At 60.4% G+C, this 15,080-nt stretch carries 13 protein-coding genes and 2 pseudogenes; 8 read left to right on the top strand and 7 right to left on the bottom strand.

Going from position 1 to position 15,080, the window contains the following annotated elements:
* Nucleotides 1-111: 111 nt before the first annotated feature.
* The 3 genes and pseudogenes from arsB (at nt 112) to arsN2 (ending at nt 1,985) form a co-directional block, all read left to right on the top strand.
* Nucleotides 112-1,158 (top strand): ACR3 family arsenite efflux transporter, encoded by a 1,047-nt coding sequence (gene arsB, locus ACVOMF_RS01775; RefSeq protein WP_481507752.1) that lies wholly within the window; start codon nt 112-114, stop codon nt 1,156-1,158.
* Nucleotides 1,155-1,553 (top strand): annotated as a pseudogene (gene arsC, locus ACVOMF_RS01770) (arsenate reductase (glutaredoxin)); the annotation flags it as partial. The gene arsB and the pseudogene arsC, both read left to right, overlap by 4 nt.
* The gene (gene arsN2 / locus ACVOMF_RS01765; protein WP_313642804.1) at nt 1,554-1,985 is read left to right on the top strand and encodes an arsenic resistance N-acetyltransferase ArsN2; all 432 of its coding nucleotides are present in this window, start codon (nt 1,554-1,556) and stop codon (nt 1,983-1,985) included.
* A 345-nt stretch (nt 1,986-2,330) separates the two neighbouring features.
* On the opposite strand, the gene ACVOMF_RS01760 is transcribed toward arsN2, so the two are convergent.
* The gene (locus ACVOMF_RS01760) at nt 2,331-4,964 is read right to left on the bottom strand and encodes an excinuclease ABC subunit UvrA (protein ID WP_062168898.1); all 2,634 of its coding nucleotides are present in this window, start codon (nt 4,962-4,964) and stop codon (nt 2,331-2,333) included.
* Between the two features lie 243 nt (nt 4,965-5,207).
* On the opposite strand from ACVOMF_RS01760, the gene ACVOMF_RS01755 reads away from it, so the two are divergent.
* The gene (locus tag ACVOMF_RS01755; protein WP_062171693.1) at nt 5,208-5,510 is read left to right on the top strand and encodes a putative quinol monooxygenase; all 303 of its coding nucleotides are present in this window, start codon (nt 5,208-5,210) and stop codon (nt 5,508-5,510) included.
* An 818-nt stretch (nt 5,511-6,328) separates the two neighbouring features.
* Here the strand turns inward: ACVOMF_RS01755 and ACVOMF_RS01750 are convergent.
* The 4 genes from ACVOMF_RS01750 to ACVOMF_RS01735 all read right to left on the bottom strand — a co-directional run bounded on the left by ACVOMF_RS01750 (nt 6,329) and on the right by ACVOMF_RS01735 (nt 8,670).
* Nucleotides 6,329-6,715 carry a CPBP family intramembrane glutamic endopeptidase gene (locus ACVOMF_RS01750; protein WP_313642739.1) on the bottom strand — a complete coding sequence of 129 codons (387 nt, stop codon included), beginning with the start codon at nt 6,713-6,715 and terminating at the stop codon, nt 6,329-6,331.
* Nucleotides 6,712-7,005, bottom strand: a complete 294-nt coding sequence (locus ACVOMF_RS01745) for a hypothetical protein (RefSeq protein ID WP_481507751.1) — start codon at nt 7,003-7,005, stop codon at nt 6,712-6,714. Before ACVOMF_RS01745 ends, ACVOMF_RS01750 begins: the two co-directional genes overlap by 4 nt.
* Before the next feature lie 81 nt (nt 7,006-7,086).
* Nucleotides 7,087-8,243 (bottom strand): IS3 family transposase gene (locus ACVOMF_RS01740; protein ID WP_481507750.1). Its coding sequence is split into 2 segments (ribosomal slippage): nt 7,087-8,003 and nt 8,003-8,243, totalling 1,158 coding nucleotides; the frame shifts between segments, so codons are not numbered across the junction.
* Between the two features lie 196 nt (nt 8,244-8,439).
* Complete coding sequence (locus ACVOMF_RS01735; protein ID WP_481507749.1) at nt 8,440-8,670, bottom strand: hypothetical protein; 231 nt, start codon at nt 8,668-8,670, stop codon at nt 8,440-8,442.
* A 449-nt stretch (nt 8,671-9,119) separates the two neighbouring features.
* On the opposite strand from ACVOMF_RS01735, the gene ACVOMF_RS01730 reads away from it, so the two are divergent.
* Nucleotides 9,120-9,299 carry a hypothetical protein gene (locus tag ACVOMF_RS01730; protein ID WP_156455860.1) on the top strand — a complete coding sequence of 60 codons (180 nt, stop codon included), beginning with the start codon at nt 9,120-9,122 and terminating at the stop codon, nt 9,297-9,299.
* Nucleotides 9,300-9,334: 35 nt separating this feature from the next.
* Here ACVOMF_RS01730 and ACVOMF_RS01725 read toward each other — a convergent pair.
* Nucleotides 9,335-9,950: pseudogene (locus ACVOMF_RS01725) on the bottom strand (DUF488 domain-containing protein).
* A gap of 785 nt (nt 9,951-10,735) precedes the next feature.
* Here ACVOMF_RS01725 and ACVOMF_RS01720 point away from each other — a divergent pair.
* Nucleotides 10,736-10,987 (top strand): hypothetical protein, encoded by a 252-nt coding sequence (locus ACVOMF_RS01720; RefSeq protein WP_296251558.1) that lies wholly within the window; start codon nt 10,736-10,738, stop codon nt 10,985-10,987.
* 132 nt (nt 10,988-11,119) lie between these two features.
* On the opposite strand, the gene ACVOMF_RS01715 is transcribed toward ACVOMF_RS01720, so the two are convergent.
* A complete protein-coding gene (locus ACVOMF_RS01715) occupies nt 11,120-11,260 on the bottom strand; it encodes a hypothetical protein (protein ID WP_296251559.1) in 141 nt (46 codons plus the stop codon).
* Nucleotides 11,261-11,563: 303 nt separating this feature from the next.
* Here ACVOMF_RS01715 and ACVOMF_RS01710 point away from each other — a divergent pair, with 303 nt between their 5' ends.
* Both ACVOMF_RS01710 and ACVOMF_RS01705 read left to right on the top strand, forming a co-directional pair.
* On the top strand, nt 11,564-12,790 hold the full coding sequence (locus ACVOMF_RS01710) for an IS256 family transposase (RefSeq protein WP_481507748.1): 1,227 nt from the start codon (nt 11,564-11,566) through the stop codon (nt 12,788-12,790).
* A 688-nt stretch (nt 12,791-13,478) separates the two neighbouring features.
* Nucleotides 13,479-14,942: a hypothetical protein gene (locus tag ACVOMF_RS01705; RefSeq protein ID WP_481507747.1), complete on the top strand. Its 1,464-nt coding sequence runs from the start codon at nt 13,479-13,481 to the stop codon at nt 14,940-14,942.
* Nucleotides 14,943-15,080 lie beyond the last annotated feature (138 nt).

The following is a 15,080-nucleotide window of genomic DNA, read 5'->3' as shown; positions in this document are numbered from 1 at the left end:
CCCCGCGCCCTCCCCGCCCGCGCGGCCGCCGGCGCCCCTGGCCCCCCCCGCCCCCCCCCCCCACCCCCCCCCCCCCCCCCCCCCCCGGGCCGGCCCGGGCCCGCGCCCGCCATGAGCATCTTCGAGCGTTACCTGACCGTGTGGGTGCTGCTGTGCATCATCGCGGGCATCGCCTTGGGCCAGCTTGCGCCCGGCGTGTTCCAGGCCATCGGCCGCATGGAAGTGGCCCAGGTCAATCTGCCAGTGGGTCTGCTGATCTGGATCATGGTGATCCCCATGCTGCTCAAGGTGGACTTCGGTGCGCTCGGCCAGATCAGACAGCATTGGCGCGGCATCGGCGTCACGCTGTTCGTCAATTGGGCGGTCAAGCCGTTCTCGATGGCGCTGCTGGCGTGGATCTTCATTCGCCAGGTCTTCGCCGAGTGGCTGCCGGCCGACCAACTCGACAGCTACGTGGCCGGCCTGATCCTGCTGGCCGCCGCGCCCTGCACGGCGATGGTGTTCGTCTGGAGCCGGCTGACGGGCGGCGATCCGGTGTTCACGCTGTCGCAAGTGGCCTTGAACGACACCATCATGGTGTTCGCCTTCGCGCCCCTCGTCGGCCTGCTGCTCGGGTTGTCGGCCATCACCGTACCGTGGGACACGCTGCTGACCTCGGTGGTGCTCTACATCGTCATCCCGGTCATCATCGCGCAGGTGTGGCGCCGCGGGCTGCTGCGCCAGGGCCAGGCGACGTTTGACCGCGCGCTGGCGCGCATCGGCCCGCTGTCGATCGCCGCGCTGCTGCTGACGCTGGTGCTGCTGTTCGCCTTCCAGGGCCAGGCCATCATCCGCCAGCCGCTGGTGATCGCCATGCTGGCGGTGCCGATCTTGATCCAGGTGTTCTTCAATTCCGGCTTGGCCTACTGGCTCAACCGCAAGGTAGGCGAGAAGCACAGCATCGCCGGCCCCTCGGCGCTGATCGGCGCGAGCAACTTCTTCGAGCTGGCCGTGGCGGCAGCCATCAGCCTGTTCGGCTTCCACTCCGGCGCCGCGCTGGCCACCGTGGTCGGCGTGCTGATCGAGGTACCGGTGATGCTGCTGGTCGTGCGCGTGGTCAACCGCTCGCGTGGCTGGTACGAACAGGCTCCGCGCAACGCAGGAAGGCATCCGGCATGAGCCTTGTCACGATCTACCACAACCCGGACTGCGGCACGTCGCGCAACACGCTGGCGCTGATCCGCGCCAGCGGCATCGCGCCCACGGTCATCGAGTACCTGAAGACGCCACCTGACCGCGAAACCTTGCAGGCGCTGATCGCACAGATGGGCATGTGCGTGCGGGACGTGCTGCGCGTCAGGGGCACGCCGTACAAGGAACTCGGGCTGGATGCCGCCCATTGGAGCGATGACGAATTGATCGACCAAATGCTGGCGCACCCGATCCTCATCAATCGGCCCATCGTGGTTTCGTCCCTGGGCGTGCGCCTGTGCCGCCCCTCGGACACGGTGATTGAGCTGCTGCCGCAGCGACCGGCGGGCGAGATTCGCAAGGAAGACGGCACACCGCTGCTGGTGGACACGCCGATCGCGGAAAACGACACGGGCCTCACCACGGCTTTGCAGGAGGCCGGACTTCCCACGGATGATCTGACCGAACCGGGGCGCAGCTTCTTCGCCTATGCCACGGTGACAGACGAGCGCGTGGGCTACGGTGGCTTCGAGCATATGGGCCGGGATGTGCTGGTGCGCTCCCTGGTGGTGCTGCCGCACGCGCGCCAGCGCGGCATTGGCGGCGCCATGCTGGCGTTACTACTGCGACGCGCCTTCGATCAAGGCGGACGTGACGCCTGGCTACTGACCACGACGGCGGCGCCGTTCTTCGAGCGCGGGGGCTTCAAGCCGGTGGAACGCACAAGCGCACCGACTTCTGTGCTGGCGACGCGGCAGGCTGCGAGCTTGTGTCCCGCCAGCGCAGCGTTACTTAGGCGGCCGATCCATTTGTAGTGCAGAACCGTCAGGACTCGCGCTGCTCGATCTGCAACCGTGCCCGTTCGGTCTCCCGCGGCTGGACTACTTGATAGCGCTTGGACACCACGGCCAACGGTCGCTTGGTATCAGAGCGATAAAGCATGTTGTAAGCCAGAACTGCCAGGCTGATCTCGGAATGCAAGGCATGCTGAGAGCGATCGCGGCTTGAGAACTCCGGATGATTGTTTTGACCAAACTGCGTGAGTCGTATGCGCTCTCCCCGAAAGATCATCCGCAAAGGGTTTTTACACAGCCTCGGCCAAGAGCGGACGTAAGGCTGGGAAAACGCGTTTGCCAGAGGGAAATCGAGCAGCGCCTCGGTCAGCGTGAGTACAGCGCGCGCTGCAGGTAAGGCGCTGTGGCTCCGACGCCCCGGCTCGCTACGTCCTGCGGCACGCCCTCGGCGACGATACGACCCCCCTTCTCCCCGGCGCCCGGGCCTACGTCGATCATCCAGTCGCTGTCGGCGACGACCCGCATGTCATGTTCGACGACGACCACGGTGTTGCCTGCGTCAACCAGTTCGTGCAATTGCACCATCAGCTTGTCCACGTCGAAAGGGTGCAGTCCAGTGGTCGGCTCGTCGAGCACGTATAGCGAGTCGCCATGCTGACTGCGCTGCAGCTCGGTGGCCAGCTTGATGCGCTGGGCCTCGCCGCCGGACAGTTCCGTCGCAGGCTGCCCGAGCCGCAGGTAACCCAAGCCAATGCCGTGGAGCAATGCCAGTGCACGGTGCACGGGCACTTCGTCGGCAAAGAACGACAGCGCCTCGTCCACCGTCATCCCCAGCACTTGGGCGATGTTGCGCCCGTTCCACTCGATTTCGAGGGTCTTTTCGTTGTAACGCTTGCCGTGGCAGGTAGGGCATGGCGCGTAGACGCTCGGCATGAAGAGCAGTTCGATGCTGACGAAGCCTTCGCCCTCGCAAGTGGGGCAACGTCCCTGCGCCACGTTGAAGGAGAAGCGACCCACGCCATAGCGGCGCGCCTTCGCAGCGCGCGTGGCTGCGAACAGCTTGCGCACATGGTCGAACAGGCCGGTGTAGGTCGCCAGGTTGGACCGCGGCGTGCGGCCGATGGGCTTCTGGTCGACGTTGACCAGGCGGCGGATGGCACCCACGCCCGCACCCAGCCGGCCCGCAGTACGCGTTATTGCGTCGGGCAGCGGCATGTCGTCGCTGCTTTCCTCCACCGCCGGCTCGTGGCCGAGGTGCTCGCTCACGAGTTCCACCAGCGCCTGGCTGACCAGGCTAGACTTGCCCGAACCGGACACGCCAGTGACCGCAGTGAAGACCCCCAGTGGGATCCGCACATCGAGGCCATGCAGGTTGTTGCGTTGGATGCCGAGGAGCTCGAGCCAGCCTGACGGGCGCCGAGGCGTGCGCCGACGCGTGGGCACGGAGTCGAACAGATAGCGCCGCGTGTGCGACGCCTCGATGTCGCGCAACCCCAACGGCGGCCCGCTGTAGAGCACGCGGCCACCATGCTGGCCTGCATCCGGCCCCACATCGACAAGCCAGTCGGCGCGGCGCAGCGTATCCAGGTCGTGCTCGACGACGAACAGGGTGTTGCCGGCCGCCTTGAGCTGGCCCAGCACCGCGTGCAGGGCTTCCGCATCGGCGGGATGCAGCCCTGCCGACGGCTCGTCCAGCACGTAGACCACGCCGAACAAATTGGAGCGCGCCTGCGTCGCCAGGCGCAGCCGCTGTAGCTCGCCCGAGGAGAGCGTGGGCGTAGAACGGTCCAGCGCGAGGTAACCGAGACCCAGCCCCTGCAACGCCTCAATCCGCTCGATCAGGTCGCGAGTGATGCGTTGTGCTGCGATCCGCTTCTCCTCGGACAGGTTCGCGGTGCGCCGCACGTCCGTGCCGCCGGTATGCGGCGATCCGCCGGCGGCCACGCGACGGGCGATGTCCTTGCGTCCAGCGGCGCGGCTGCGCGTGGCGGTGGCAACTGGTGTGTCGAACCGGTGCTTCGCCGCGGGCGCCAGGAGTTCGGCGATATCAGCGAGCGGCAAACGCGACAAGGTGCCGATATCCAACCCGGCGAATGTGACCGACAGCGCTTCGCGCTTGAGGCGGCGACCGTCGCACGTCGCGCACGTGGTACCGGACATGAAGCGCGCGACACGCTTCTTCATCAGCGCGCTCTGCGTGTTGGCGAAGGTGTCTAGCACGTAGCGGCGCGCGCCGGTAAAGGTGCCCATGTAGCTGGGCTCGGTTTTGCGGCGCAGCGCCGCGCGCGTTTCAGCAGGTGTGAAACCCGCGTACACCGGAACCACTGGCTGCTCGTCGGTGTGCAGGATCCAGTCGCGGTCCTTCTTCGGGAGCTCGCGCCAGGGTTTGTCGATGTCATACCCCAACGTCACCAGGATGTCGCGCAGGTTTTGCCCATGCCACGCCGGTGGCCACGCTGCGATCGCCCGGTCGCGGATCGACAGCGACGGGTCGGGAACCATGGCCTCGTCCTTGACTGTGTAAACGTAGCCCAGCCCGTGGCAGGTAGGGCAAGCACCCTGCGGCGTGTTGGGCGAGAAATCTTCCGCATACAGCATGGGTTGCCGGGGCGGATAGGCGCCGGCGCGCGAATACAGAATGCGTAGCAGGCTCGACAGCGTGGTGATGCTGCCCACAGTGGAGCGGACGTTCGGCGTACCGCGCTGCTGCTGCAGCGCGACTGCCGGCGGCATACCGTCGATGGCGTCAATGTCGGGTACGCCAACCTGGTCGATCAGGCGCCGCGCATAGGGCGACAGCGATTCCAGGTAGCGCCGCTGCGCCTCGGCGTAGAGCGTGCCAAACGCCAGCGAAGATTTGCCCGATCCCGAGATGCCGGAGAACACGACGATTGCATCCCTCGGGAGGTCGACATCGACATCCTTGAGGTTGTGCTCACGCGCGCCTCGCACGTGCACGAAGGCGTCGAACCCGACCGGCGACGGGGACTGGTGTGGCATGGGTTCGCACTCCTGCAGATTCGTGACTATGGTAAATCTGCGCTCGCCGTCCGCGTGAAGGGGGCGTCGAGCCATCCTCACACCGTCGCAACACATCGCTCCACGGAAGCGACTAGTTTGTCAGGCAATAGCGGCCAACTGGCTAGGCGCGCCGATCCGTTGATTTCTTGGCTCAATCAAGTCCTAGGCTTCCAAGTAAGGGAGGGGACGTCGTTACTCCGTCAGACCAACAGGAGACAGCTCATGGTCAAGGTTGCGCTATTCGTTCGCTTCGAAGCGAAAATCGGCAAGGAGAAAGAAGTTGAAAGCTTTCTCCTGAGTGGTCTGCCACTAGTTATGGACGAGCCCGCCACGACCGTCTGGTTCGGAATTCGCCTCGGGCCAACAACCTTCGGCATTTTCGATGCCTTTCCCGACGATGCGGGCCGGGAGGCCCATCTCGCCGGCAAGGTTGCAGCGGCCTTGATGGCCAAGGCCGGGGAAATGTTCTCCGAGCCGCCGACCATCGAGAAAGTCGACGTGCTCGCGGCAAAGCTACCCAGCTAGGCAAGTGGGGCAAGCCGCCACTCGGAGACGCCTTCGGGCGGCTTCGTTGTTTGCCCAACCAAGTCATTGCCATGCCCTCCCCGTCCCTACGTTCGAAATCCATCCCACGGCTCTGCAGCAACCAAGCCGTGCCTCGGAAATCACTGGTCTCTTAGACGGTCGCACCGCACACGGGCTTGTGTATCGACTTATGCGCGACCCGCGTCCGATGTCTACGATGCCTCCTGCATTTCCCTAGCCTCTCAATCGTTGGCTTCGCCGAGGGCCAAGGCCGACGCCAGAGGCCTTGACGATTCCAGCGTCCTGTGGAGCGGGACTTCGCCCAACGCGATTCCACAGGGCGTGGCTCCGGGACTTGTGACCTGCGTGCTCGCAGGGATTGCCTAAGTTGTCGCTGTCCGCTTCGGGTCGCACGCCCTGCGGCCCGATGCACTCGTTGCGAGACGTAAACCGAAGGTGGCCTGGTCGAACTCTATCGAGGAAGCCACATCACTCTCCGTTGACACTTCAGCAAAGGCAGTCTCGGTTCCAGTCGGTACTGGGACTGGCATCACGAACCTAAGCTGCCTCTAGATCGCTAAATACCTCGAGCGGAATCCGTACAAGCAGCAGATTGCAGAGCGAGCACCCGCTGCTTCCGGATGAGCCTGCACTTATGTCCTGCGCGCTGCCGAAAACCCGGAGGTTTGCTCAAGCCCCATGAGATCGGCCCGACGACCGCTAGCAGACGCTCAATCGCTTGGTCGTCGCCGGTACGGCGCGAACCAGCATCCGATCGGCAAGAGCCGGGACGGGGAGATGCCGCCCCAGTAGTGGCGTCACCTGCTGGTCGGCGAGAAATTGTGAGCTCCACGCGTCCTTCGCCACTGGATCCACGCGATCGCGGCGACGAAGAAAACGCTGCACAGGTAACTGCCTTCCGGCCCTTGTGCGCCACCGGTGAAGGTGTCGAGGCCTTGCGGGCGCAGCGCCACCAGGAGTGCCGGCAAGTGCGCATGCATACCGGCGACGGGCAGTTCGAAGCCGGTTGCGAGCAACCAGTTCCACCCCGCGTGCCAGCCCATCACGCCCCAGATACTGCCAGTCCACAGTGCCCAGGCGCAGGCGAACAGCGAGAACAGGGACGTGCTGAGGATGATCAGGGGCGGCTGGTGCGGACTGAAATGCAGGAAGCAGAAAACGAGCGACACAAGCAGCACTGTCACGGCGACATTAGTCTGCGCGGCACCACCGACAGCATCCAACCGCGGAAGATGACTTCCTCCACGGTCGCTTGGAACATGAAACTTACTAGCAGCAGACTCACGGGCGAGCGCCATGCTTGCCCCAAGCCTGCGGCCTGCATGCCGCCTGCCATCCAGATCGTGACTACGACCAGCGCGACTGTGCCGAATCCAACGGCAAGTCCGCGCAGGACGGTTTTCAGCCGTACCGGACCGGTCAGCCCGATGCTCGCCAGCGAGCGCCCTTCGACCAAGCGTACCCAGGCGAGCACGCCCGCCAGCGTTGGCGGGAAGGCGCAGTCCGCGAGGAAGGGTTCGACCCGAGCGATCTGTTCCAGCGTGGGCCTGGGGTTCTACCCCGAAATCACGGACTGTTTGGAAAGGGCTGAAAACTTCTGGTCCTGCTTGACCCGGCGCCGTCGCATCCTGGGGTTGTGGCGGCGCTCGATGTATTCGAACACATCGGACCGGGCGGCATCGAGTGTGGGATACTTTGTGCGATAGATCCGCTCGCGTTTGAGCAGACCAAAGAACCCCTCGCAGGCGGCATTGTCGCCACAATGCCCCACCGCACTCATCGAGCAGAGCAGGCCATTGGCGGCCAGGTAATCCTGGCAATCACCGCTACGAAATTGGCTGCCGCGATCGGAATGCAGGATCAGCGGATGCTGCTCCTGACGCTGCCAAACCGCCATCTGCACGGCCCTGATCACCATCTGCCGGTCCTGCCGGTGGTGCATGGACCAACCCACAATGCGCTGATCAAACAGGTCCAGCACGACGCACAGATACAGCTTGGCCTGCTGGGTCTTGATCTCGGTGATGTCGGTCACCCACTTGGTTTCCGGCTCCAGGGCGCTGAAATCACGCTCCAGCAGGTTGCGCACGCCCGGCGGCGTCAGTGCCGGCTGAGCGCGCTGGCCACGCCGTTTCGGGCGTGGCCAGCCTTGAAGGCCTGCCAACGCCATCAGCCGGGCAACCCGGTTCCGGCTGGCTAACAACCCTTCCTCGACCAGATCCTCCTGCATGCGGCCGGCCCCCAGCGTGCCCCGGCTGTCCTGGTGCAGCGCATGGATACGGCTCAGCAAGCGCTCGTTGTCGTGCTGGCGGGCACTGGGCAGTCGCTTGCTCCAGTCGTAGTAGCCACTGGTCGATACCCGCAGGCAGCGGCACATCAGGCGAATCGGAAACTCATCGCGGCAACGTTCGATCACCTGATACCTCAGGATGATGCCTTGGCAAAGAACGTCGCCGCTTCGCGCAAAAAATCCCGCTCCTTGGTGATCCTGGCCAACTCGCGCTTGAGCCGGGCAACCTCCTCGTCACGCGGGCTCCCGGTACCCGCAAAGGCGGCTTTCCCCACCGTCTCCGCCTCCCGCTTCCAGCGGGTCAGCAGACTGTCGCGGATGCCCAGCTCACGGGCCACCTGGGCGCAGCTGACACCGGGCCGACTGGCTTGCTCCACCGCGCCACGCTTGAACTCGGCACTGAACTTACGACGCTTTGACATGAACACTCCTCATGGCCTGTATCGGCCTTCTTGTAAGTGTCCGTGAAATCGGGGGTGAACCCCTGTCCTCGGGTCGTTTCGTGTGTTCGATGGCCCGCTCTACGGTTTCCCGCGCATCGGCCTCGCCATCGAGGTCGGCCACCAGCACGTAGAAAATTGCACCGGCAGCACCAGCATCGAGGCCCGTCTCCGTGCGTCAGAAGTCCAGCGCATAGGCGCCGACGGAAGGCGATGAACCGAAGGCCTTTACGTAGCCTTTGCTGAGGACGACGGGGACATTCTCGAAGGCGATCGCACCCTTGTGCTTCAGATTGGGGAGCCGCTCCTTGAGGAAGCTGTAGACCTCGCGTTCCAGCGTCGCGAGCGCGCTGCCCTTCTGGCCGATGAAGGCCTCGGCCTGTGACCAGCAGGGTCGGAACTTTGGCACGTGGTACTGGTCTTGCGGGAGCCCCTACGCGAAATTACAGCACCCAAAGTTGCATCCCCGCCCTCGCTGGTCCATGCTGGGGGGGAGCGCTTGTGGGGCCAAATCATGGTTACGCGTTCTTTTAACTACTTTGCTCTTCGATCAGACTTTGATCGTTCAGCCCACCATCTCGTCGCCACCTGCACAGCATTGGCGTCTAACGAGCGTCAGGCGTTGCTCGAGGGCTTGGCTGATTTAGCAGCGAAAATTGCAGACGGAGTCCAAGGTCATCGGGAAGAAGCGGCCATCCTCATAAGCATTCAACGAGTAATGCAGAGGGTGAAGCGTGAGGTATTCACACACGCAACTTCCCCACTCGACCACAATCCTTCATGGCTCCCTGCCTATCAGTGTGTTATCGAAGCAAGCCAAGAACGATGAAACCGTGCCTCACAGAAACCGAGTTGGAAATGATCCAGAGTGCCTACAAGCTCTATGGGGCAAGTGACGGTTTCTGGATTACTTTCAATATCATCACAGAAGCGGTTACTCAAAGAAGCGATTGTTCCGGGAAGGAAGTGACAGACATGGTCAAGAGTGCGTTTAAAGAGTTGGCTCGAACAGACAGCGCGTTCGATGAAGCTTTTTGAATAACAGTAGAGAAAAAGAGCCCGGCGTACCGGGCTCACGGTGCTACTCCCCAGTAGATGCCTCGGATCATGGCCCCCGCCCTCAGTTCAGTCAACCATTTCTGCGCCCTCGGCCAGGAGCTCGGCTGGGTTGCTCTTAAAGCAAGCCGAGCTGCAAATGGGGGATATATAAGGCCCTCACCCGCCCGTTGCGCCATGGGATTGAGTCTGTGCGGGTCCGGTGCTCGTTCGGTCTGGATATGCAGCACTTGGTGACCCCGGTGCACTAGAAGGTCCGAAATCAACCGCCGATGGCAGCGCCACCACAGTAGCTCTGCACACATCAATGCCGTCCGACTTCTCGCGGCAGCAGCCAAGGCTTGTTCAAGCCCATCAGCAAACCCTGCGCTGGCCATGTGGTCTGCGTAGCCCTGAAACGATGAGTTCCTCCACCCGCCGTTCGCCGACCTTGACTGCACTGTTCGCCGCCCCCTAGCCGGGAACCCAATGATAGCCAATGCCTTCCCGAGGCAATTGCGCACTCATCGCGTCGCTGCCGAACCAAGGAAACTTTCGGAAGCCAGGAAACCGTCTGACACCCGGAACTGAGTCGATTTGGTTGGCTTGCAGAACATCGATAAAAGCGCCCCACGTGCCCGTTGAGTACCCCATCGTCCAAACAGTCATGGGTTTTTCCTGCCATCGATCTCAACCCGACTACGCTGGAATTCTTTGCCCAAAGAGCGGGGGCGGGTAGTCTAGAACTTACCTCGACACCTTCGCCTCAGCTGCCCGCTCACCTCTGGCAACAGCGCCAGACCCGGTGATAGGATTTTCCGGTCCGACCGCCTGGCACCTTTCATGAACGAGCACACTTCAACTCAGTGCTTAACTCTGTCCGAGCTTGCCCAGCTGCGGCTCGCGTTTGAGCGGTACGGGACCGGGGATGGGTTCTGGCTCGCTTATACCGACATCCTTGATGCAGCCACCAACAGGCTTGGGTGCGACCGAAATATCGTGAACGAAGAAATGCGGAACGCTTTCCGGAAGTGGGCTAGGGAGGACCCTCAGTTCCTCTGATCGGCCAGAAGCGCCGGCCGTTCCGTCCCCCTGATCAGCGCCTGCCAGACCGTTCCAACGACGGATGCCTATCGGACGATGAGCTGACCGCGCTGCGCCAAGCCTTCGAGCGCTACGGTTTGGGCGATGGGTTCTGGATGGCCTTTGAGGACGTTATGGAACAGGCTGCTACTCGGCGGCGTTGCAGCTGCCAGATCGTGCTCAATGAAATGCGGGCCACCTTCCGCACCTGGTCGAAGAGCGACCCCCGATTCTAGTAGGGGCAAAATGCCTTTCGCCTCCCCTCTGCCAAGCATGGCCAGCCGCCCGGTCGCATGCCCCTCTTGCGGGACGGCGGCCGGAGGTTTCAAATACCGTCTTTCATACCTGTACCGCCGATGGCCTCCTCCCCTCATTTCCAGCTCCTGGAAGAGCTCGTCCACTCCATGGAAAATGAAGTGCAAGACCTCTCGACTGGCGACCGCGTCAGCAAACTCGAGGCCGTACGTCAAGCTGCAGCCCGAGCATTTGCTTGCTGTGAGCAAGCAGATGAGGAGGCAATAGATGCGCTGGTACAGCGCGCCTGCGAAGCGGCCGTAGTACCAACTGACGCAAAGAAGGATGAACTGACGACATTGATTGAGCAGTGACAGACCGCGCCCATCTTTGCTGCCTGTCCCCAATTGGCTGGTAGAACTCGGTGTGGCTCAAGAAAGCAGCCTGCAGGGACTGGTTTAGCCCCCGCTCTCCGCTCCGGTCTCAATCCCAAAGTGCGCCGCAGCCTAGTGCTTGTACGCCGCCTTGATGCCGGCCACGATCACTGCAGTCGGCAATGGCTCGGTCGCCCCCACGTCGTAGCTGTCCCCCAGCACCTGCGCAATCGAGTTCTCGATCACCGGGCCCAGGCTTTCCGCCCGCTTCACATCCCCGATGCAGTGCCACCACTGCGTGTGCCAGAGCACTTTCCCTTCAGTGCTGGGCGTGTGCAGATTTTGTGTAAACGGGATTCGGGTAACAGCTGAGGGAGTCGCCCCTCAAACTGGATGGTAAATCGGTTCAGGACTGCCTTCCAATCACGGATGGGTAAGGTCCATCGTTTGCTGATGTTTGAGTCGCCCGAGATGCTCTAGACAGACGAACGACAGCTTCTGGCCGCATCCGGGCCTGTCCTAGATTTTGTGTAAACGGGTCACCGGCAGGAAACTGCCATCTGACCTGGGGCTACCATGAGTTCACGAAAACATGAAGTACCCAACGAGTTGCTGAGCAGCTTGTTGGCTAACTACAAGAGACCTGAGGACCTGATCGGCGAGAACGGCTTGCTAAAGCAGTTGACCAAGCTGCTGGTAGAGAAGGCGCTCGATGCAGAGATGACCGAGCACTTGGGGCATGAGAAGCACGAGCCGGTGGCCAACGGTGCTGGCAACACCCGCAACGGCCGCAGTCGCAAGACGCTCAAGGGTGAGTTTGGTGAGCTGCCTATCGAGGTGCCACGCGATCGCCAAGGCACCTTCGAGCCCAAGCTAATTCCGAAGCACCAGACCCGTTGGAGTGGGTTCGACGACAAGATCCTGTCACTGTACGCACGAGGGATGACCGTGCGCGAGATCCAGGCACACCTGGAGGAGATGTACGGGGCCGAGGTGTCGCCGAGCTTACTTTCATCGGTCACAGACGCAGTGGTGGATGAGGTCAAGGCGTGGCAGGCGCGCCCGCTCGATCCGGTCTATCCGATCGTGTACTTGGACTGCATCCACGTCAAAGTTCGAGACAGTGCAGTTCGAGTCAAGGCGGTCTACCTGGCCATCGGTATAACGATGAGCGGTGAGAAGGAAGTTCTGGGCCTGTGGCTGGCCCAAACCGAGGGTGCGAAGTTCTGGTTGCAAGTGGTGACGGAGCTACGTAATCGTGGCGTGCAAGACATCTTCATCGCCTGTGTCGACGGCCTGAAGGGCTTCCCTGAGGCTATCGAGGCAGTGTTTCCGTACACCACGGTGCAACTATGCATCGTGCATATGGTCAGGCACAGCTTGAACTATGTGTCGTGGAAGTGGCGACTAGAAGTGGCGGCCGACCTCAAGCGCATCTACACCTGCGCCACCGCCGAGGAAGCTGAGCAACGGCTCACCGAGTTCGAGGCACGCTGGGACAAGGAGTACCTGCCGATTGGCCAGTCTTGGCGGCGTAACTGGACACGGTTAACCCCATTTTTCGACTATCCACCCGAGATCCGTAAGGTCATCTATACAACCAACGCAATCGAGTCGGTGAACATGGGGCTACGAAAACTAACCAAGCACCGCGGCGCGTTTCCGAGCGACGAAGCTCTCATCAAACTGCTCTACCTCGCGTTGCGCAACATCAGTAAACGATGGACCTTACCCATCCGTGATTGGAAGGCAGCCCTGAACCGATTTACCATCCAGCTTGAGGGGCGACTCCCTCAGCTGTAACCCGAATCCCGTTTACATAAAAATCTGCACACGCTCAAATTTCATCGAACGAATGCACCGCACTGGCACTAAAAGTCACCCAGTCGGCTTTCCATCCCAGCCAAGTCTCAATGGGATAGCTAAGCATGTGTACGCCCGCAGGCAACGAAAGAACTTCTACCCGCCGTACCCATCTATCTAGCACGGCGCGTAAATGTACGTCCTCAGAACCATCTCGTTACACTGAAATAAATACAGCATCCAAGTTAGTGCGCGCATTGTTCTCAGCTACTGCCGAGGAAAGCCGCGTCTGATCAAACCCCTTATTTACGCCAATTAGGAACTGGCTACTTACGTCAAACAAGGGCGCATGGGATGCTGTAGGACGCCCGCGCATCTGCAGGTTGGTCTGATTGAAGAGCTCACGCACGTACCAAGCCCTCTTTCCAGCGGGCAGGAGCGTTTGCGCGTTCGAACATGTCCAACTACTTCGACGGGCTCTACAATCCCTTAGTCCTCCACACTCACCTCGGTGGAGCCCGCCATCCCCCCTGTTGACTACAATACAATGCGTCGCCCTTGTCGAACGGGCGTCCAGTACAAGCAGGAAACTCCGCATCCTGCCTCTCTTAGCAATGAATGGAATCATGAGATTCCATAATTGGATTAATCGTTTCAGCAATTAAAGCTTCAGGAGTTTGGACAAGCAATGACTTCTCCCACAAAGCGCCCATCCCGCTTTGACTTTGGTGACAACCATACCCATACCAATGGCGATTCCCAGACAGCAACTCTCAAAGATCTGATGGATGAGCTCACATATGAAAAGACGACAAACGAAGACTACTCGGGAGGCAGTGTGATGAGCATCAATCAGCTCGACACGGTCCTACGACTCCTTCGATCCATTTCGGGCAAGCCGCTAAAGAGCGTAACTGAGAAACACCCTCTCGCCGACATCAAGACCATCAAGAGCCTTTATTTAAACACCTTTAAAAAAGGCATGCATCTAATCGGCCTTATTGAGCCACCAGGTGCAGATTCCGAAGTCGCCATGAATATACTTACTCTCCCTCCAACAGAAGAGAGTGGAAAGGTTCTAGAAGCTAAACGCCACATCATCTTTGAGCTAGAGCGTGAAATATTTAAAGAAGAGAAGGAGCATATCGATGCCTTATTCAATCCGCAGCATACTCCTCACGCTTATTGGTTAGGAACAAACGAAGCGATCGACGAAGTACTTCTCACCCACCTCCATATCGTTGAAGATGCCAACCTCCTGCTCGAAGCTGATGCATATTTGACCGCGAAGACGGAAGAGTTCATGCGCACGGTTACCCCTGCGGAAAAGGAGAAACGCCTGCACATTTCTACGTATGTCTACCTTAGATCGCTTGAGTTTCTGCATATGCTGAACTTCGAGATCACCACGAACCGCACGATTCCGAATGACAGAATACCAGGAAACATGCAGGTAGATTTAAGTGAACTCTGCAAATCGATTCCTCCGGTGCATGGTGTTTCCATCCAAGGCCACACCCCTTTCATGTCACTCGCTGACGTGCCGAAATTCTGCATTGACAATGCAAAGGAAATTGCCCGACTGGTAAAAAAAGTTACCACGTTTAAGTATAGAGCCAGCGACATCCTCGAGAAGCAGGACGCCATCAGAGCCAAGTATGCACTCGCCGCATATTTAGAGTCGATCAAGCTACCGAGCGATGAAAACCCGAATCCCATCGCGGTCGTGCACATCGTTGCGGCTTTCTGTTCCGTCAGGCATCAACGAAAGATGAAGTCAAAGCCGAAGACATCGCGGCGATATAGCTCAAAGCTCGTACCCCCTCAAAAGCAACTTGATGCTTTCATCAATAGAAAAGGTGAGCAACTAGAGCCCATGCCACCCATGGCATGGTTCATCTATTCGGAAAGGACGCTTTGGTATACCCATGCGCTGCTCAATCAAGCAACCGTGATGCGCTCGCACCAGTCCTTGCAAACTGCGCAAGCGAAGCTTCTATCCGCAATCTACACGTCACTTAATCTCGTTCTGATCCCCAAGCTGACCGCCTTGTACCAAAGTCATATGGTGGAAGCTGCTCAGACCTTTGTCGCACTACATGGCAAGGAGAATACTAGGTATGACTGGATTCCTAGTCTAGGACGCGACTAAAAAGATGTAAATTTTCACCCACTCGACCCTATCTCTATGGAGATGGAGCCAACAGTCCGATAGCACAGACAGATCACCGAACTGATGCGGAGGATAGGAGATGGAAAGAGCACGCGCACTTACCGTTTCTTATCGTGT

The organism is Stenotrophomonas sp. STEN022, assembly GCF_056760155.1.
This window is presented reverse-complemented; position numbering and strand designations above follow the sequence as displayed.